19 protein-coding genes and 1 pseudogene are annotated in these 18,385 nt (G+C 38.3%); 12 read left to right on the top strand and 8 right to left on the bottom strand.

What is annotated here, in order from left to right; all coding sequences use genetic code 11:
• Window positions 1-18 precede the first annotated feature (18 nt).
• The gene (locus P3J6_RS08795; RefSeq protein ID WP_198522764.1) at window positions 19-873 is read left to right on the top strand and encodes a PA4780 family RIO1-like protein kinase; all 855 of its coding nucleotides are present in this window, start codon (window positions 19-21) and stop codon (window positions 871-873) included.
• Between the two features lie 171 nt (window positions 874-1,044).
• Here P3J6_RS08795 and P3J6_RS08790 read toward each other — a convergent pair whose 3' ends face one another.
• A complete protein-coding gene (locus P3J6_RS08790; RefSeq protein ID WP_198522763.1) occupies window positions 1,045-1,407 on the bottom strand; it encodes a hypothetical protein in 363 nt (120 codons plus the stop codon).
• A gap of 587 nt (window positions 1,408-1,994) precedes the next feature.
• Between P3J6_RS08790 and P3J6_RS08785 the strand changes: the two genes are divergently transcribed.
• The 5 genes from P3J6_RS08785 (at window position 1,995) to P3J6_RS08765 (ending at window position 5,202) form a co-directional block, all read left to right on the top strand.
• Window positions 1,995-2,489: a GNAT family N-acetyltransferase gene (locus P3J6_RS08785; RefSeq protein ID WP_198522762.1), complete on the top strand. Its 495-nt coding sequence runs from the start codon at window positions 1,995-1,997 to the stop codon at window positions 2,487-2,489.
• Between the two features lie 317 nt (window positions 2,490-2,806).
• On the top strand, window positions 2,807-3,370 hold the full coding sequence (locus P3J6_RS08780; RefSeq protein ID WP_198522761.1) for a dihydrofolate reductase family protein: 564 nt from the start codon (window positions 2,807-2,809) through the stop codon (window positions 3,368-3,370).
• A gap of 112 nt (window positions 3,371-3,482) precedes the next feature.
• The gene (locus P3J6_RS08775) at window positions 3,483-4,061 is read left to right on the top strand and encodes a GNAT family N-acetyltransferase (RefSeq protein ID WP_054200826.1); all 579 of its coding nucleotides are present in this window, start codon (window positions 3,483-3,485) and stop codon (window positions 4,059-4,061) included.
• Window positions 4,062-4,196: 135 nt separating this feature from the next.
• Complete coding sequence (locus tag P3J6_RS08770; protein ID WP_178957420.1) at window positions 4,197-4,733, top strand: GNAT family N-acetyltransferase; 537 nt, start codon at window positions 4,197-4,199, stop codon at window positions 4,731-4,733.
• Between the two features lie 112 nt (window positions 4,734-4,845).
• A complete protein-coding gene (locus P3J6_RS08765) occupies window positions 4,846-5,202 on the top strand; it encodes a hypothetical protein (RefSeq protein WP_178957418.1) in 357 nt (118 codons plus the stop codon).
• Window positions 5,203-5,719: 517 nt separating this feature from the next.
• Here the strand turns inward: P3J6_RS08765 and P3J6_RS08760 are convergent.
• Window positions 5,720-6,763 carry an IS110 family transposase gene (locus tag P3J6_RS08760; protein ID WP_178957416.1) on the bottom strand — a complete coding sequence of 348 codons (1,044 nt, stop codon included), beginning with the start codon at window positions 6,761-6,763 and terminating at the stop codon, window positions 5,720-5,722.
• A 197-nt stretch (window positions 6,764-6,960) separates the two neighbouring features.
• Between P3J6_RS08760 and P3J6_RS08755 the strand changes: the two genes are divergently transcribed.
• From P3J6_RS08755 to P3J6_RS08730, 6 genes are all read left to right on the top strand, one after another.
• Window positions 6,961-7,644 carry a DUF4386 family protein gene (locus P3J6_RS08755; protein WP_198523790.1) on the top strand — a complete coding sequence of 228 codons (684 nt, stop codon included), beginning with the start codon at window positions 6,961-6,963 and terminating at the stop codon, window positions 7,642-7,644.
• 25 nt (window positions 7,645-7,669) lie between these two features.
• Window positions 7,670-8,029 (top strand): GFA family protein, encoded by a 360-nt coding sequence (locus P3J6_RS08750; protein WP_178983216.1) that lies wholly within the window; start codon window positions 7,670-7,672, stop codon window positions 8,027-8,029.
• Between the two features lie 337 nt (window positions 8,030-8,366).
• The gene (locus P3J6_RS08745) at window positions 8,367-8,876 is read left to right on the top strand and encodes a M23 family metallopeptidase (RefSeq protein WP_198522760.1); all 510 of its coding nucleotides are present in this window, start codon (window positions 8,367-8,369) and stop codon (window positions 8,874-8,876) included.
• 49 nt (window positions 8,877-8,925) lie between these two features.
• A complete protein-coding gene (locus P3J6_RS08740) occupies window positions 8,926-9,270 on the top strand; it encodes a 5-carboxymethyl-2-hydroxymuconate Delta-isomerase (RefSeq protein WP_178957411.1) in 345 nt (114 codons plus the stop codon).
• Between the two features lie 48 nt (window positions 9,271-9,318).
• A complete protein-coding gene (locus tag P3J6_RS08735) occupies window positions 9,319-9,720 on the top strand; it encodes a hypothetical protein (RefSeq protein WP_198522759.1) in 402 nt (133 codons plus the stop codon).
• Between the two features lie 58 nt (window positions 9,721-9,778).
• Window positions 9,779-10,255, top strand: coding sequence for a hypothetical protein (locus tag P3J6_RS08730; RefSeq protein WP_198522758.1), 477 nt, complete (start codon window positions 9,779-9,781; stop codon window positions 10,253-10,255).
• A gap of 187 nt (window positions 10,256-10,442) precedes the next feature.
• On the opposite strand, the pseudogene P3J6_RS18820 reads toward P3J6_RS08730, so the two are convergent.
• From P3J6_RS18820 to P3J6_RS08705, 6 genes and pseudogenes are all read right to left on the bottom strand, one after another.
• Window positions 10,443-10,640, bottom strand: a pseudogene (locus P3J6_RS18820) (tetratricopeptide repeat-containing sulfotransferase family protein); the annotation flags it as partial.
• Entirely contained in the window at window positions 10,637-11,107 is a 471-nt protein-coding gene (locus P3J6_RS18815) for a sensor histidine kinase (RefSeq protein WP_442960229.1), read from the bottom strand. The pseudogene P3J6_RS18820 and the gene P3J6_RS18815, both read right to left, overlap by 4 nt.
• A gap of 885 nt (window positions 11,108-11,992) precedes the next feature.
• Window positions 11,993-12,724, bottom strand: coding sequence for a response regulator transcription factor (locus P3J6_RS08720; protein ID WP_198522756.1), 732 nt, complete (start codon window positions 12,722-12,724; stop codon window positions 11,993-11,995).
• A 104-nt stretch (window positions 12,725-12,828) separates the two neighbouring features.
• The gene (locus P3J6_RS08715; protein WP_198522755.1) at window positions 12,829-13,860 is read right to left on the bottom strand and encodes a hypothetical protein; all 1,032 of its coding nucleotides are present in this window, start codon (window positions 13,858-13,860) and stop codon (window positions 12,829-12,831) included.
• A gap of 219 nt (window positions 13,861-14,079) precedes the next feature.
• Complete coding sequence (locus tag P3J6_RS08710) at window positions 14,080-15,663, bottom strand: tetratricopeptide repeat-containing sulfotransferase family protein (protein ID WP_198522754.1); 1,584 nt, start codon at window positions 15,661-15,663, stop codon at window positions 14,080-14,082.
• A 110-nt stretch (window positions 15,664-15,773) separates the two neighbouring features.
• On the bottom strand, window positions 15,774-18,188 hold the full coding sequence (locus P3J6_RS08705; protein WP_198522753.1) for a TonB-dependent receptor: 2,415 nt from the start codon (window positions 18,186-18,188) through the stop codon (window positions 15,774-15,776).
• Between the last annotated feature and the right edge of the window lie 197 nt (window positions 18,189-18,385).

Below are 18,385 nucleotides of genomic sequence, written 5' to 3'. Positions count from 1 at the left end.
ATTTTTAGAAGGTGTCGTTTGAAAATACCTAAACGCCTACAGCCATTAGTTGATGATGGTTTTATTGATGAAGTGATCAGCCGTTTAATGAGCGGTAAAGAGGCCGATGTATTTGTAGTCGCCTGTGGCGATGACATTCGCTGCGCTAAGGTTTATAAAGAGGCCAGTAAGCGTAGTTTTAAAAAAGCCGCACAATATCAAGAAGGGCGAAAAGTACGAGGTGGCCGCCAAGCCCGTGCTATGGGTAAACGTTCAAGCTATGGCCGCCAATTAGAAGAAGAAATTTGGCAAAATGCCGAGGTTGACGCACTCTCGCGTTTATCCTCAGCGGGTGTTCGGGTACCGCAAACTTACGGCTGCATTGACGGTGTATTGCTAATGGAACTTGTAAGCGATGATGAAGGCGATGTTGCACCACAACTTGGCGCGGTTGATTTAACTGAGCAACAAGCCATTGAGCAACATACATTAATGATGCATTACATTAAACTCATGCTATGCGCTGGGATTATTCACGGTGACTTATCGGAGTTTAACGTACTTGTAGATAGCAACGGCCCAGTAATTATTGATTTACCCCAAGCGGTTAATGCCTCTGCTAATAATAGCGCCGAAGCTATGTTTGCCCGCGACGTAAATAATATGCGCCGTTATTATGGCCAATTTGCACCGGCGTTATTACACACGCAATACGCCAAAGAAATGTGGGCACTGTTTGCAGATGCTAACTTAACCCCGCACTCAGTGCTAAGTGGTGAATTTGAGGATGACAGCGAAGCGGCAGATGTAGACTCAGTACTTGACGAAATTCAAGCCGCTTTTGATGAAGAGCAAGAACGTAAAGAACGCATTCGCGACGCCGACGAGCAATAATCCTTAATTTACGTGCTGAGTTTTGACTATTAGATCAAAACTTAGCATATAGGTATGAGTCACATAAGGATGGATTTAGCTCGTCACAGCAAAATCTAATCTAGTTCCATTAGTACTATCAACGGTAACCGACAGGTGTGTATTAAACTAAAGGAAGCTTGATACTAAACATTAATTAAATACCACTGAACCTGCAAACACATATTCATTATCAATGTAATAGCTGATAAATTCTTCCTCATTAAAATCACATTTATAAAAAAAAGACGTTGTTACGGTCTTTTTATTATTTATGGTTATTTCGAATTCAGCCTGTGATGCTTTATTAAATAAAACACGACACTTAGTATTTAAGCCTAACGAATAAACTTTCCCATCAATTTCGATACTGTTGTTGCCTAAAGTAATTTCATTGGGAGTTGTTAATAAATGCAAAAAGTAATAGAGCCCTGTTAAATAGAAAAAAGGAGAAACAAACAAAGCAGCCTTTATCTTTACAGACTCAGAGTCATGTAAGTAATAGGTAGAGATCATGGATATTATTGAGAACAAAACAACCATAACAAAATTCGGAGAGAGCCAGTTTTTGGTAAATTTAAATATCATCTTCGATCGCAGAGGTAAGAGTTACGGTCGACTCAATAATTTAAGCTAACAGAAACTAAGGTTCTAAATTTGTAGCCTATCTTATTAAATTAACAATGGTATTTCTACATTTAAGCGCCTGAATAAAATATGCACTTCGTCCATTCCCTTGTGTTTACCTGCTAACCTTTTTGACCACGTTATTGTGATATCGTACAAAGCCCACCTTGTCGTATTTTCGACAACTTTTTAAGCATAAACGAGAGAGTCCTGAATAACTAAAATTGACACTTTTGCGAAGTTAGACAAAGAGCGAGAAGCTGTTAGTCAGAGTTTTTCTGTGTGACGTGAAGTTTTGCTCGCTTGACTATCAGCTTGTTGGCGGTTTTTTCAATCTATTCTTAAAAGTTTTTTTGTTGTTATTTTTGAGTAGTTATCGTTTAATAACATGATGTTTTTTAAAGATAACTATTAGCGAATCTTCACCTCTTTAGTGAAAGCTAATGTCGGACCACACATAAGGAAATAGGTATAAAATGGACACTACAATACGAAAAGCTGAATCAACCGATATCGCTGCAATAAAAATGCTGTGGCAGTTTTACCAATATCATCAGAGTATATTTGACTTAGAAGATGTTGGTTTAGATGGTTGCTATGATATTGATGAAGAATATTTAGAATGTGTAGTGCGTGGTGAGGAAGACTGCATTATTTATCTTGTACTCGTTTCTAACCAAATTGCTGGTTTTGCTACCGTAGAACCAACTGAGATCGTTGGCAAAGAAATACCTGAGTTGGCTGATATTTTTATTTTACCCAAATATCGAAAACAAGGCATTGCCAAATTTGTTATTCAAAACTTGATGCCTGTTGAAACAAATCAGTGGCATGTAGCAGTTCATTTAAACGATAGTTCAGCGTTGAAATTTTGGAATAGTTTGTTTGCTAAATTAAACGTTCTGCGTGTTGATAAAGTTGATCCTCCTGAAACAGAAGGCTACCACGAGTTTGTCATCACAAATAACTAGCAAGATTACAACGTCTTCTACGCTTAAGTAAAATTTGGTAAAGAGCGAAAACCAGCCATTGAGATTGGCTAAATATCGTCGTTAATTGATTAGTTAAACTGCTTTTTGCGCATATATTCATGAAAATGAGCGCTGCGCGCATATTGGTTCATTTAATTCTACCTAAAAATTTTAGAAAACGTAGTGATAGTAATGTCTTAGGTTATTTGCTAAAACTATATAAAGTAGGTAAATGAGCGTTAAGTCGGCAGAAATATGCGCGATGAGCGCACTATTAAATTGTTATAAGTAATCTCGAATTTGGAGTCAAATTAACTATGAAATGTTCTGTATATATTGCAACGAGTGCAGATGGTTATATTGCAACACCCGAAGGTGATGTCAATTGGCTACATACTGCAGGGAACTCAGAAGCTGATATGAGCAAGAACCCTGATATGGGGTTTAATGAGTTTGTAGCATCTGTTGATTGTATGATCATGGGAAGAAAGTGCATGGATGCAATTTCTAGTTTTAATTTAACTCCTGAACAGTGGCCATATGGAGATACAAAGGTTTACGTGTTAAGTAATTCAATCAATGAGCCACCTGAAAATTTACGTGGCCAAGTTGAAATGTATTCAGGGGATATCTTAAAGTTAATAAGTCACCTTGAAACTGAAGGATATAAACACGCGTACATTGATGGTGGAACAACCATTACGGCTTTTATTAACCTTCAACTCATTAACGAAATAACAATTACCAAAGCACCAATTATTTTAGGTAAAGGTATACCACTTTTTGGTGAAATCAATAGCAGTGTTAAGTTAATTAATTCAGAGGCTATTGCATTTCCAAATGACTTTGTTCAGGTTAAACATGGTGTAAATTACTTATAACAAAACGCTCAAACGGACTCCGTAAACCTGTCATCTTTTTTGTTCCAAAAAAGCCGCCAGATTTACTGCGCCGTTTAGCTTAGCGTTAGCTGGCAAAAGGAAATTGAGGCTTATGTGGACAGAAAAAAGCTTAATTGAAGGTCAATATGTTGCTCTTGAACCTCTTACTTTAGATCATGTTCCGGCATTGATTGAGGCAGTTAAAGACGGAGAGCATTGGAAGCTATGGTTCGCTAATGTACCAAGCCCAGAAAAGATGCATTGCTATGTCAGTGATGCAATCACTCAGATGCTTCTAGGTAATATCGCCTATGCGGTGAGAGACAGAGTAACTAATAAGATAGTAGGGTCGACTCGTTACTATGGAGTTGATGATTCAAATAAACGGGCTTTGATTGGTTATACTTGGTATGCAAATTCGGCTAGGGGAACTCTGATAAATACAGAGTGTAAATATCTTCTCCTCAAACAGTTATTTGAGAGGTACGAGGCAATTGCAGTAGAGTTTCGAACTCATGTTTGCAATACAGCTTCTCGAAAAGCTATTGAACGGCTAGGTGCAAATCAAGACGGTATTTTACGCAACCATCAAATACTAAAGGATGGTTCTGTAAGGGACACGGTTGTTTATTCAATTATTGATTCAGAGTGGTCTGAAATTAAGCAAGGGTTGCTAAAAAAGCTCTGCTAACAAAGCGTTTAAGGCAGATTCGCAACGCGCGGTAATTTCGGTTTGGTTGAGTTTTTGTGTTTCTGGTGGCAAGGTTAAGTTTCGTATCAGCGTTGCTCACTACTTAACGCGGCGTTATATAGCAAAGGAAAGTCAGTGCAAATTGAAACCCAAAGGTTGACTTTAAAACCAATTAGTAAAGATGACTGGGAATTTTTTGAGGAACTTCATCAATCAAGCGGTGTACTCAAATATGTCAGCGATCCATTTACCGAATCTGAAATAAGTGAACGCTTTAATTCTCGCTTAGGTGAATGGAAAAAGACTTCAAATCAATGGTTAACTTTAACAATCATTGAACACGCAACTGGGAATAAAATTGGCGTAACTGGCTTTTTTCCTGAGTGGGAACCATATCAACAGGCTGAACTTGGTTTCTTGCTAAGTCCAAAATTTCAAGGCAAAGGGTATGGCAAAGAGTCAACTAAAGCCGTTATTGAATATGCATTTAATCAATGTAACTTCCATAAAGTGATCGCAACTGTCACTGAAGGTAATTCCCCTTCATTTAATTTACTAAAAGCTTTGGGCTTTACTCATGAAGGTACAATTCGAGATAACTTTAAATTAGGTGGCAATTGGTGCAACGATTTAAAGTTAGGGTTACTTAATCATGAGTACAATGCTATATAACAAGCGCATTAAGTAATGGGACACATAATAGTTGGCTTGTCGCTCGTTCCTCGCTAAATTATAGCCAACTATTATTTTAGTCCGCTTAAGCTGGCGTTATGTTGAAAAGAGTATGTCGAGAGTAAAGTCAGCCAAAAATTTTAATGTTAAAGCCGAGGGGCATATAGCTAGTCATTTCATTCTAGGTATTTTTCTTGCTTTTGTTGGCCTTAAAATAGTTGAATACTTAGATTTCAAAAATGAAACTTTTACAATCATTGGTGTTGGTATTTCTATCGCTCTAGTTTTTGCTAGTTTAATTCGAGGCTTTATTCTTTATAAAGCCTCATCAGAACCGTTTCGCTGTAATGAGTGTAACTCTGAGATTAAAGCACCGCTCAAAAACAGTATGGCTGACGGTGAGGCAATAATTTACGAATGTTCTACTTGTGATATCTTATGGCATGTAGGAAATACAAGCAGTAACTAGCAGTTTCAACATAACACATATGAGCCTTAACTCTGTCAATAGGCATTAATGTTCTTTTTGACCGTTTTTATAAATTGACGGTCAATTCTAAACCAATAAACAAATTCGTTTACTTTGTCTGTCGATACGGCTGTTAAGCAAGTAGCTTACGGCAAACACATATAGGGTGCGTTACGCAGTAATATCTTATTGCGATCTCATCGCTGTCAGGTTTTTCCCATATCCTTTTGGGGTTGCTGGGGCACTAGACATTCATCGGTTAACCTCATCATGGCACTATTAAAGGCGGCTGGTTTTGATGATCCAGTTAGATTAAGGTGCGTAACGCAGTTATCAAGTCAGGTGTAAGCGACTTTGTTTATTGTATTAATGCACGCGTACTGAGCGTCTAATCAAGACAAGTGGCTTAGGTCTGTAGGCATATAATCAGGTAAAACCTTGTTGGTTATTAACTCACCCAATTGATTGATGCTCAGCCTTAAATCCAGTTAGATGTTCAGCTCACTCAGTACCGTGACTAACTCTTTAAGAATTTTGCTTCATCGAATACCGTCTCTTTTTTAAGCATGTAATAAACACAGCGACCAAGCTTATGCGCAAGCGCTGACAGTGCTTTGGCTTTGCTCATTCGCTTTTGTAGTTTTTCAAGGTATTTGTTAGCGTTATGATTGTGGCGCAGCAGTAATACGGCAGCTTCCGAGAAAGCCCATTTGAGATGTGCATTGCCAATTTTATTACCTTGGGTGCCATAGGTTTTGCCAGCAGACTCCGCTTTGCATTTGACCAACCGACTGTATGAAGCGAACTTTTGTACGCTTGAAAAGCGATTGATATCACCAATTTCGTAAATAATGGTGTTTGCAAGAATACGGCCTATACCATTAATTGTTTGCAAAATATTAAGGTGAACAGGGTTGTGTTGCTTGGCCATTTGTTCAATATAATGCTCTAAAGGCTTAAGCTCATTGTGATAGCAATCGAGTATGGCCATATTTAAATTAATAGATCGTTGCACAACGGGATCAGGGAAGTAATAGCGCATCTTTTCTCTGTCGCAAACGTTCTTTAAGTTAACATTGTGGGCAGGTAAATTGTACTGGCTGGCAGTATTGGCTACATGGGCTTTTAAATCAGCGCCATGACGAACAATTTTGGTTCTTCGCCGTAATAAGTCGCGCGTAGCACGAATATATTTGTCATACACATAAGCGAGTGGAAAGTTACCACCACGGATAAGTTTGGCTATTTTATACGAATCTATTTTATCGTTTTTAGCTTTACCGCCATGAATTGCCTTCATGTATAGGGCATGACCTAGAATAAAGTCGATAGTGTGCTCTTTGCAAAAATCAGCGACCCAATACCAGCAATGCATGCACTCCACGCCAACAACAATATCGCCAATGTAGGGTTTAAGTAGCTTTAGTAGTGCTTCTGGGTCATCTTTAATTTTCTTGTGAACAAGGATAAGTTCTGTATTATCAATGATACAGACGTAAAGCAATCGGGCATGTAAATCGATTCCACAATAATATGGATGCATGTTATTGTAAAAGTTCATTGAGCTTTCTCCTGTAAGGTTGGTTGCCTTTTCAGCGTAGCGAATAAACGCGATGCTGGGGAGGAGGCTCAATGAGTATCAAGTTGCTTAAACGGACAAAAAACAGTTGGCTTTTGTTCACTTCGTTCACTATTTTAGCCAACAATTTTTCGCTGCTTAGCAAGGCGTTAGCAATACAACAAACGGGGTTTCGCCAAATGAAGGGTCTACAAAAACTAGCTGGTATCGCAGCAATTTTCCAAGGGCTTATTTACATAGCAGCCTTTGTGTATTTTGGGGCTTTTTGGTCATATCCGGTTGATGGTAGTCCAGTCGAAAAAATGACTTACATGGCAGAAAATCAACTTCTATTTTCAATGTTCTATTTTCTGATGTACGTGGTGTTTGGCATTTTTCTGGCCATACTCGTTATTGGTATGTATAAGAGGCTTAAATATAAAGTTAATCCCTTAATTACTATTGGATCTCTATTCGGGGGCATTTGGGTCGGTCTGGTGATCGCAAGTGGAATGATTTCGAATATCGGGCTTGATCATGCAATCGATCTGATGGATGCAAATCCAGAAAAAGCCCTTGATATGTGGATAATCGTTTCAGTGATAACAGAAAGTATAGGTGGTGGAAATGAATTAGTTGGCGGACTTTGGGTTCTATTGATTAGCGTAGCAGCTATACAAGAAGGTAGATTACCCCGGTCACTTAACTATCTCGGATATTTTGTAGGCATAGCGGGCATTGCAACGATTTATCCTGACAAACTATTTACTGAAATATTTGGCGTATCACAAATTGTTTGGTTTATTTGGTTGGGTATATGTTTACTAACCGAGGAAAATGCTAACAAATCAATCCAGCAGACCGCTAACGCGTCGGCTGATTGAGGCGTTAAGTGTTCAAGGAGGAAACATGGTCAAAGCTACTTGTCATTGCGGTAATATCGTTATAACAGCAGACATGCTACTAGAATCTATTACCAGTTGTAATTGTTCAATGTGTTACCGGCTGGGTGCTCTTTGGGCTTATTACACAGTCGATCAAGTTGATATTAAAGTAAAATCAGAGGCTACTGTTCATTTGTGGGGTAGCAAAGTTCGCTCATATCATTCTTGCACTTTTTGTGGTTGCACGACTCACTACACACAAAAAAGAGATGACGGTACAAATAGGGTCGCAATCAACACCAGAATGGCTACTCCTGAGCTATTTAAGTCTGTTAATGTTAGGTTTTTCGATGGTGCTGATACCTTTAAATATGTTGAGCAATAGGGCACTTAACAAGAGTCTAAGGTTACGACAGTCCGCTTATGGCTGTGAGTTCAACTGGTGAATGCAACGCTATCCTTGTATTAATTGAGGCGCTCATCTTCAACTTAACTTATAGTCGAAATTAGAGTGTTGATTTAACGCGCTTAATTCGGTTTAATATCAGGCAATAAATATGCTTAGTAATGCAGGGACGACTTAGGGCAGCGCATTTTATTAACGTGGCCTAATTAGGGCATTAAAACATTCCCTTTATAAACTAAAGCCCATTGTATGAATAGTTCCCACGCTGACACCCAAACTGGTAGTACTTCGGTTAATATGTGCCAAGGATAGCTCATTGAAAAAATTAAGATTTATACTCGTTCTACTTACAGCAGTTTTCCTTATAGGTATGATCATACCAGATGACATTGTTATTCCTGTTGAGGGTGCAACACCCAATGATTGGAACCATAATACTTTTTGGTATGAGCCATGGGGAAGCTCTGTGGTCCATAAAGGGATTGATATATTTGGTAAAAAAGGGACTGCCACACTTTCTTCTAGCAAAGGCTTAGTCATTTATACGGGCACAACACGAAAAGGCGGGAATGTAGTGGCAGTATTAGGGCCTAAATGGCGTATTCACTATTACGCGCATATGGACAGTTACTCTGTTACAACGGGTACTGTTGTTAAGACTGGCTCAGTTATTGGTGTTTTGGGGGATTCAGGTAATGCCCAAGGAAAACAGCCACACATTCATTATTCAATCTTATCAATAATTCCAATTCCTTGGTTAGCTACAACACAGACTCAGGGTTGGAAAAGAATGTTTTTTTTAAACCCTCACGAAATGTTTATATAAGTTGTATTGAATAAATATTTACATCAGCGATTAATATCAAGGAGAGTATATGCCTCATTTTATAATGGACTGTTCTGAAAGTGTTTTTGGGGAACATGATGAGGAATACATTATTGAACAAATTCATTTTGTAGCTCACGCTACAGGTTTATTCGACGAAGGTGATATAAAAGTCAGAATAAATCCATTTAATACTTTCTCTGTGGGGAATAAGCGTGAAGACTTTATTCATGTGTTTGCCCATATAATGCAAGGAAGAACAACAGAGCAAAAAGCGAACCTCTCACGAGCAATTGTTAGTAAGCTTGTTGCTTTATTTCCTGAAATTTCTAACATTGCAATGAATATTAGTGATTTTGAAAAAGCGACATATTGCAATCGCACGATGCTTTAGCCAGCTATTATCTGTTATTTAATACAGTTTTGGATGTTTATAAGACGTATGAGTAATTCTCAATTACAAAAAATAATATCTCTTTATACTGCTTTTGTTTTTATACCTACGTTATTGCTTTATTTGATTTATAGTATATTTGGTTGGGTTGTATTTTCACTTACATTAAACCCTATTTTGGGCTATTTTTTGCTGGGTGGTGCATATGGTTTATGGTCACTACATTCATTAATAAAAACGATGAAAAATTTAACGGTATTAAAGCATCCTATCATTGTGAAACTTGGATTGTTATTAGGTTGTAGTTTTTGTCCTGTTGTTTTAACAACGGCTGAATTTAGTACGATGAAACCAAAAGAGTTTATTTTTATATATATTATTATTGCACCCTTTATAGCGACTTTTCATTTGTTTTATTTATATAAAAAACAGTTGGTTAGCGCCAATTGAGCGATACTTTAGCGAAACTATTTCTCAGTGGGCTTTATTAAACAAGGAGAACACAGGTATGGAACCAAATTACTCAGAATATTCAATTTCAGAGCTAGAAGAGTCATTACGTGCTATCGATCAAGAAGCGTATCCTGAAAGAACAAATGAGTTAAAAAAAGAGTTAAATAATCGCCTTGAAAACCCAACAACGAGTCATGAAGTAGAGGATGGTTTTGAGGCGAATGCACAATTTTATAAATGTCCTCATTGTGAAGAAAAAATTGGGTTTTTTTCTAAAGCCTTACAAAGTTGGAGCAAGATAAGAGAGTGCCCACAATGCAAAAAACCATTTGCAGTAACCTTTAATGTAAAAGTGTTTTTCGTTGCGCTTTTACCTATGGTTATTTTTAATTATTTTATGATAAAACCTGTTTTAGGATCACTGGGATTAAGTAAGTCTATTGGTTTGGGGATAGTGTGTGGCGTGTTAATTATTATATCAACCCGTTTGGGCAGAGTACGTAATGAAAGTGACGCTACAAAAGAGGTTTAAGATAAATTTTGAAATGTTTTGTCTAGGCTTATACGCTTTATAGGAAAGCGTTTTTTGTTGGGAATATTTTAGTTGGTTCGTTTCGCTCAGCCCACCCTAGGTGAAAATTAAACACTAATCTCAAACTTTAAAATTCCCCGTATTTAGTGGTTGAGAATATGATAGTTACTTCCTGCACCTCAACTCTTTATTCAATTGGTATATTTTGCTTTAAAAGATAAGTCTGCGCTTGCTCTGTATAAGGCTTAAAATTCTCCCAGCGGCCTATGGCCTTGTTGTTAAGCGGCTGGCGCACTTGCATTTTGCTGACGTTTAATACTGGTGCAGTGTTTAAATGAAAATCAAGGCACTGTGGTTGCCAATCTAAGTCGCAATAGCTCACTAGTGTTTAATTGGCAAAGTTAGATCAAACTTGGCGCCACCATATTTACTGTCGCTGACAACAACACTTCCCCCATGCAACTGCGCAATTTCTTTTACAATAGCTAATCCAAGCCCAAAACCAGCTTTCTGATTACCATCATTGATTTGATAAAAAGGTTCAAAAATATTGGCTTGCTGCTGAGGTGGAATGCCTTTGCCATTATCTTCAACAGAAACGACTATTGAGTCAACAATTTTAACCATACAAACATAAACTTCAGATTCACCATATTTATCTGCATTTTTTACAAGGTTAGTAATCGCGCGTTCGGTTAACGACTTATCAAGTAAAACGCTAATTTCATTACAAATTTGATTATTCCATTGAAGACTTGCCTTACATTCAATCAATAACTTTTCCTGTAAATATTGTGAAAGATCAGCAACATTAACTTCTTCTAGTTGTAGATTAAGCTCTGCTCGTTCCATTTTCGCATAACTTAACAGTTCCTTCACTAAATCCTCTAAACAGAAGATTTCATCCTCCAGTCCTTTTACATGAGCCATCATATTGTCGTTTTTGGCAGTTACTAGCATTTCCAAGATCATTTGCATACGAAATAAAGGTGAACGAAATTCATGAGCAATAACATGGGTAAGCTGTTTGTGGCTACCTAAAATGCCTTCCATCTGCTTTGCCATATCATTTAAACAAGTATTAAGTCTCCCAACTTGAAAACGCTTTTTGGTCGACGCTCGTGCAGCCAAGTTACCTTGGCTAATATCAACAAGGGTAGACTCAACACGTTTTAATTTTCGGTGTAGACCAAATAACCAAATAAAACACCCCGAAGCAACAAAACAAATTAGTGCAATAAAAATAGCATCGCCAACAGCTTCGTCAACTTCTAACAAATGATGTGTTTCATCTTCTTCAATTTGGTAATACTGCGCAGGTGAAAAGACTTTGAAGTAATCATACTCTTCGTCATCAAACCATGTTGGCTGGTTTTCTAATGCCTTTTGAATATGAGTGGGAATATTAGCAAATGGAACCGGGCTGATTATGATTTGGTTTTTATCAGCAATAACATCAATAAGCTCTTGTCTGTGTTGCAAAGTTATATGACTATCAAGTTCTTCAAGTAATGTTATTTCTGCAGCAAAGTTTTCAGCTTTTATAATGTTTTCTATGTCAACATAGAGATAGGTATTAATTAAATGGGCAGCAATCATAAAAATATAGAGTGTCGCTAATAGCCCTAAATACAAAGAAATAAATAATCTGGTCATAAAGTTCGCACAATTAAATGTTATGCAAGTAGTTTAGCCTGAAATATGCTCTTATTCTGTATGTGTTTGTATGAATATCAATTACCAATAATCAGGTACAAACATATAACCTTTACCCCTAACTGTTATTACACCTTGTGGGCGATTAGCATCATCTTTAAGCTTTTTTCTTATTTGGGCTATTTTGTTATCAACCGAGCGATCTAAACCGTCATATTCAATATTTCTCAACGATTGCAACAGTTCCTCACGACTTAACACTTGTTCTGCATGCTCAACTAAGTGCCATAGCAGTAAAAATTCAGATGGGGTAAGGGGTACTAATTCATCATTTAATTTGCAGCGTTGCAATGATTCATTCAACCACAAAGAGCCAAAAGCTTTTTCTTTATCTGAACGACTTGCTTGATTTAATTCAGCTGATGTAGTTGCTTCTGTAGAGCCTTGATCTCGTCGTAATAAATTTTTTATTCGTGCTAGCAGTACCCGTGGCTGAATTGGCTTCTGAACAAAATCATCGGCTCCGATTTCAAGTGCCGCCACCTGATCCATATCATCACCACTAGCAGTCAGCATCAATATTCGACCAGAAAATTGACTTCTAACCTTACGACAAACAGATAAACCATCAAGGCCTGGTAGCATTAAATCAAGCACGACCAGTGAGGGCTGAATAGAAAGTATTTTTTCGACAGCGTCAATGCCCGAGTGAACAACTACAACATCGAATCCAAAATTTGAGAGGTAGTCGTGCAGTAAAGATGCTAATTTATCATCATCTTCAACCAGCATAATAGTTTGGATATTCGACATTTAAGATAGATAGCTCACTTAGTAGGTTACTAGTACAAATATAGCAAAAAAATAAAAAAGAGGCACTAATAATGCCTCTTTTCAGTCACTTCAAATACCATAAATTATGGTAACAAGTATTTATCTAATTCAGCTTTTGTCATCACATGCACCGTATTATGAGGCGCCGCTTCAATAGTAAAATAGTAAAACTCTGGACCCAACTCATTGCCTAACATTTCTCGAAAGAAAGTAAGTTGTGCACCGTGACCTTCATGATCTCTACCAAGTTCATTAGCTGGTTTACCGTCTGTACAACACCAAGAATGAACACCAAGCTTTGCACCTTCAGTATATACTCTTCTAAAACCAGCAGCATATAAATCAACACCACCAGAGTTAATATCAGAAGTTGCTTCAACCATTGTGGTTAACATGGCATTGCGTACCAATCTACCTGTGTGCATATTAATAGCATCATTTACCGAGCCACTAATTTCCTGAAGCAACAAGGTATCAACTTCAGGATGGTCATTAATTAAATCACTGATCTGTACATATGTTAGACTGCCAAGATCACCATTAATCAGAGCTTGAGTACCAGATACTTCAACTGTACTAGTGCCACCTTCTATCAAAGACTCATTAATAGTCATTCTTATTGGAAAATCACCTTTTTCAGGGTGACTAATACTACCCTTATATATTGCATTCTCGTTATCATCTTGTGATATCGAAATGTCCTTGCCAAAGAAATAGTTATTAGCATCGGCAAGTGCCTCATTAATATCCTCCAGTTCACTCTCTACTACCCTGATAAAGGCAACAGGGTCATTCTCTTCAAAATCAAAGCCAAAAAACAAAAAGCCTTTATCATATTTAGCAAAAATCAGATTATCATCTTGATCTATATCAACGAATGAGATGTCATAATTTACACCGTCAATTTGCAGTTCTAATGCGTCAAATTGACGTTTAAAGTTATCAATATATTCAGCAACATTTTCTGGTTGAATATGATGTATTGCTTCTGGGGTTACAGGTGTTGTTGGACCCGTTGTCGTTGTCGGTTCAGTTGTTTTTTTTGAACTGCTACCGCAAGCTTGCAATGCAAGTGCAGTAATAAGTATCGAGATTATAAGTGCTAAATTTTTCATAATGCGATTCCACGTCTTGGTTAATTGAGGCCATTATGAAGATAAGACATCAAGTACAATAGAATGAAATTGTCGCGATAATGTATGCAAAGCACTTACAATTGATAATAATTGGTAAGGTATTTTACTTTGTCGGGCGACGCATTGCTTATTCGAGCTATTCTGGCACTAATCAAGCTAACTCTAAGTTCATAAATTCAACTTTCAAACCACAAACCCTTACTCAAAACTGATATTTTGCTTTAAAAGATAAGTCTGCGCTTCATCTGTATGAGGCTTAAAGTTCTTCCAGCGGCCTATGGCCTTGTTGTTAAGCGGTTGGCGCACTTGCATTTTGCTAGCGGTTGATACCGGTGTGGTGTTTAAATGAAAATCAAGGCACTGCGGTTGCCAGTCTAAGTCGCAATAGCTCACTAACTCTTTTATTTTTTGCTCTGGTGCGGCGATGAGCTCTTCGTATTTTACTAGTTTAATATTGCTGTGCAGGTTGCTGAAGTGCTGCATCAGTTTATAAAAGCGGCTGTAAAATTTAGCGGTGTCGAGTAAGTCTAACGAGTAAGCATAATATGGGTTGTTAATGGTAAATAGCTGACGATAGTTACCAATGCAGGTGTCCATGGGGTCGCGAAGTAGGCAAATTATTTTGGCGTTTGGCAGTGCTTTGGTAATTAAATCGATATAAAAAAAGTTAAACGGTAGTTTATCAATAAAGTGTTTATGGCTGCCGGTTACAACACGGGTTGCTTCAAGGTAAGTGCTGCCAAGTTTCGCAAAATCAAGCTGATAAGCTTGGTTTAAGGTGTCTATATCGAGTACTTGAGGCGTGTGCGTTTGGCTAAGTTTTTTTACACTTAGGCCAAAGTCTTGCAGCTCGCCCGCCGATTGTACGTCGCTGTGGCTTGATAAAATGCGTTCAACTAATGTGGTGCCAGAGCGCGGCATGCCTAATACAAAAATTGGCTCACTGCTTTGGTTGCCAGCTGTTTGTTGGTTTTTGTATTTATCACTGAGCTGTTTTATATGTGCAAATAAAGCCTCAGACGCTTGATTATCAAACGCCTTATTAGCGAGTTTTGCTGCTTTACCTTGTTGTAATGCATTAAAGGCCGCTGAAAACTCTCCTAAGTCTTGATATTCTTTTGCTAGCGCATGACCTATATGCAGTTTAGCGTCGGGGTGATTGACCAGTGTAAATACGTTTTTTAATCGCGCTATGTGGTTGTTATGTTCGGTGACTTTAGTTAAATCGGCTAAGGCAAAATGACTTTGATGATGAAGCGGGTTCAGTGAAATGGCATTTTCAAACGCGTGCTGTGCCTTTTCAAACTGGCCTAAAAATTTAGCGCACACCCCATAATTGTAATAAAACTGCGGCTGACTCGTGTTATTTGATTCAGCCAATTTTAACGCGCATGTAAAATAGTCTGCCGCTTGCTGGTGTAAACCCGCTTGGGTGAGGGCCACGCCTAATGTATCGGCATCCAGTGCTTTACTAATATGTTCAGGCTTAACGCTAAGGGCGGTGTTTTTTGCTTTTTGTAAGTCGCCGGTAAGGGCGTAACACTTGGCAAGTTGCGCTGTATATTCAATAGACTGGGTAAAGCTTAATGCTTTTTCAATTAGCTTTATCGCTTTATAAATTTGACCAACCTGTAAATTAATCATAGCGAGCAAAAAGTAGCCATCAGCAAAGTCTGGTTTTTGTGTTACCAGCTCAACCAGTGCTTTATGCGCTTGCTGAATATTGCCTTGGTTTAAGTTGTTGATAGCGCTTTGGTGTAGTTGCTTTAAGTTTGGCTGCATGAATACTCTTATAAATAATGTACTTACAAATCAAGAGGCTCAAAATTAATTTGAGCCTCTTGATTGTACTTAAACTTATCGTTTAATTACATTTCAAACTTGTCGCTTAATTATATTTCAAACTGATAGTTAAATTTAATGCCAACAGTAAGCGGGCGATTAATAAAGTAACCATAGTTACGTTGTATGTCTGCGCCATTGGCTGTTGTAATATCCGCATCTGAGCGACGAACAGAGGTAACCGCATATTTATTAAATAGGTTATCTACATATAACGTAGTCGACCACGCATCGGCGGTTAATTTAGCTGAAATATTACTTAAGCTATAACCTGGGAGTGCTTCACCGTTGTCACGTAGGCCTACTTTTGAAATTACATCACTTTGTGCGGTTAAACCATAGTTAATATCAAGGGTTTTATCATTTAAAACGTCTGTTTGGTAGTTAATACCCATAGAGAACTGATGCTCAGGCGAGCCCGGTAAACGGTCGCCATCTTTTGCGCCATCAGTGCCATCGGCATTAAATAAATACGGAGCGTCTGAGGTTAGTTCTGCTTTTGTATAGGCATAAGTTGCATAGGCAGTAAACGAGTCCGATAAAATTGCACGCGTGGCAATTTCAACCCCTTTCGCATTCGCGCTACCAGCATTTGATAAATACGGTAGTTGGCCTACTGTTGTTGCACCGGCAATTTGTGCGTTATCCCAATCTACATTGAATAGCGCAGCATTAAAGTGAAGCTGGCTTCTCATCCAAGTACTTTTGAAGCCTAGCTCATAGTTGGTGGTTGTATCGGCATCGTATAGCATTTCATCAGGTGTACCACAGCCTGTTTGTTGATCCTCAGGTAGAGGGGTTGGGCAAGGCACTAAGCCATTTGAGCCACCAATTCTAAAGCCTTCACTAATGGTTGCATACGCCATCACTGAATCTGTAAATTGGTATTTAGCATTAAATTTGAACAGATTACCGTTATCACCGGCTTCGTTCTCTTCAAAGTTAACTGAAATTGCATCAGGTGCTGCACCTTCATACAAGGTATTTGCTAATGGGAAGTCAAAGGCCGCTTTTGATTCTACGTCGTATTCGTAAAAACGCGCGCCAATAGTAATGTCGAGTTTATCGGTTACCTGGTAACCTACTTCACCAAAAAGTGCTGATTCAGTGACTTTGCTGCCAGTAATTTCTAAATACTCTAAAGAGTCTAGTCTTAGCTGTGCGCCACCAAAATTATCAACCGCGAACTGATCAAAGCCTGGCGTAAACTCTCTGCTTGATGCATCAGTATCGGTTTTGTTGTAAAAACCACCAACAATCCAGCTTAGGTCGCTATCGCTTTGTGAGACCAAACGTAGCTCTTGGGTAAAGGTATCGACTTCGTCTAATTCACGGGTAAATGCTGAAAACGAAGGAAACTCCTCGTAGCCATAGTCTAAACGAATTAAAAGGTCAGTTTGGTCGCGTTGACCATCGGCTTCAAAGTGTGAAATACCGGTAGCTGATACCAGCTCGGCAAAACCTAAGTCGGCTTTAAGTTCGAGGCTCAGTAATTGATCTTCTTTTTTCCGTGGCTCTTCAAAACGGTACGCTGACTCGTATTTGCCGATGCGATCATTTAAACCATTATTTTCGTTAAGGCTATTGTGATGAACAATTGAGCGGCCTTCGGTGTCTTGCTTTTGATAGAAGTAGTTTAATGTGCCTTCGAATGACTCATTTGCTTTGTAACGCAATGAAATACGCCCAGTTGTGGTGGTTTCACCGTTGGCGTCTTTTACATTTTTAAGGTTGCTATTAACCGCATCAAGGTTTGTCCAATCAGGGTCGGTAATCGACACACCTGGTTCACGAACGGTGTAGGCGTAGTCTATAAACCCTGGGTCTTCATAAATATTTAAACTGGTACGTACAGCCAGTTTGTCTTCAATTAATGGTAAGTTGAAGATAAAACCGGCTTCGCCACCGACCGAATCACTTTCTTGAGTTTGAAAAACATCACCAAATACTTCACCTGATATAAAATCAAGCTCTGGCTCTTTAAGCATGTAACGAATAGCGCCACCCAATGTGCCTGCGCCATACAATGTGCCTTGTGGTCCAATAAGTACTTCTACTCGTTCTACATCAACAAGGCGCATATCTACCGATACTGGAATTTCGTTAATGTAAGTGGCTACCGTGCCGCCATCTGATGAAGGGCCTGATGAATTTGTATTTAATCCACGAACTATAATAGGTGAGCCAGAGCGACCACCTTGATCAGTAATTGTTAAACCTGGCACCCAACGCGCTACATCGGCTAATTCGCTGATATTTTGGTCTTTCATTACATCGGCATCAAGCGCAGTAATGTTAAGAGGCGCAGCCTGAATAGAGCCACTTCGGCGTGTTGCTGTAACCTCAATAACTTCAAGCGATTTATTTTTTTCAATAATTTGCTCTTGTGCTGTTGCATTACCGCTAAATAATACACCGCTCAGTGCGCTTGATACAGCCAAGGTTAACAGGCTTGGTTTAAACATAAAAATTGATCCTAGTTAGATTTAGTACGTTAATAAATGAGCGCTAATAATATCAGGGAGTTTTGTTGATGGAAATAAAAACATGAATTTTAATTCACTTTTTTAGAATAAAAATTAAGTTGTGGTTTTTTACTTAAATTTAAAGTTTAAATATAACAAGGTGTTTGTATAAATAATGCACACACCGCAAGTGGTAT

The organism is Pseudoalteromonas sp. 3J6 (assembly GCF_903995135.1).
GTDB lineage: Bacteria > Pseudomonadota > Gammaproteobacteria > Enterobacterales > Alteromonadaceae > Pseudoalteromonas.
This window is presented reverse-complemented; position numbering and strand designations above follow the sequence as displayed.

Excerpts from the sequence above, each read along its gene's own strand:
- P3J6_RS08790 (WP_198522763.1), bottom strand. The coding sequence starts at position 1,407 with ATGATCTCTACCTATTACTTACATGACTCTGAGTCTGTAAAGATAAAG.
- P3J6_RS08785 (WP_198522762.1), top strand. The coding sequence starts at position 1,995 with ATGGACACTACAATACGAAAAGCTGAATCAACCGATATCGCTGCAATA.
- P3J6_RS08780 (WP_198522761.1), top strand. The coding sequence starts at position 2,807 with ATGAAATGTTCTGTATATATTGCAACGAGTGCAGATGGTTATATTGCA.
- P3J6_RS08775 (WP_054200826.1), top strand. The coding sequence starts at position 3,483 with ATGTGGACAGAAAAAAGCTTAATTGAAGGTCAATATGTTGCTCTTGAA.
- P3J6_RS08765 (WP_178957418.1), top strand. The coding sequence starts at position 4,846 with ATGTCGAGAGTAAAGTCAGCCAAAAATTTTAATGTTAAAGCCGAGGGG.
- P3J6_RS08760 (WP_178957416.1), bottom strand. The coding sequence starts at position 6,763 with ATGAACTTTTACAATAACATGCATCCATATTATTGTGGAATCGATTTA.
- P3J6_RS08755 (WP_198523790.1), top strand. The coding sequence starts at position 6,961 with ATGAAGGGTCTACAAAAACTAGCTGGTATCGCAGCAATTTTCCAAGGG.
- P3J6_RS08750 (WP_178983216.1), top strand. The coding sequence starts at position 7,670 with ATGGTCAAAGCTACTTGTCATTGCGGTAATATCGTTATAACAGCAGAC.
- P3J6_RS08740 (WP_178957411.1), top strand. The coding sequence starts at position 8,926 with ATGCCTCATTTTATAATGGACTGTTCTGAAAGTGTTTTTGGGGAACAT.
- P3J6_RS08735 (WP_198522759.1), top strand. The coding sequence starts at position 9,319 with ATGAGTAATTCTCAATTACAAAAAATAATATCTCTTTATACTGCTTTT.
- P3J6_RS08730 (WP_198522758.1), top strand. The coding sequence starts at position 9,779 with ATGGAACCAAATTACTCAGAATATTCAATTTCAGAGCTAGAAGAGTCA.
- P3J6_RS18815 (WP_442960229.1), bottom strand. The coding sequence starts at position 11,107 with ATGGAACGAGCAGAGCTTAATCTACAACTAGAAGAAGTTAATGTTGCT.
- P3J6_RS08720 (WP_198522756.1), bottom strand. The coding sequence starts at position 12,724 with ATGTCGAATATCCAAACTATTATGCTGGTTGAAGATGATGATAAATTA.
- P3J6_RS08715 (WP_198522755.1), bottom strand. The coding sequence starts at position 13,860 with ATGAAAAATTTAGCACTTATAATCTCGATACTTATTACTGCACTTGCA.
- P3J6_RS08710 (WP_198522754.1), bottom strand. The coding sequence starts at position 15,663 with ATGCAGCCAAACTTAAAGCAACTACACCAAAGCGCTATCAACAACTTA.
- P3J6_RS08705 (WP_198522753.1), bottom strand. The coding sequence starts at position 18,188 with ATGTTTAAACCAAGCCTGTTAACCTTGGCTGTATCAAGCGCACTGAGC.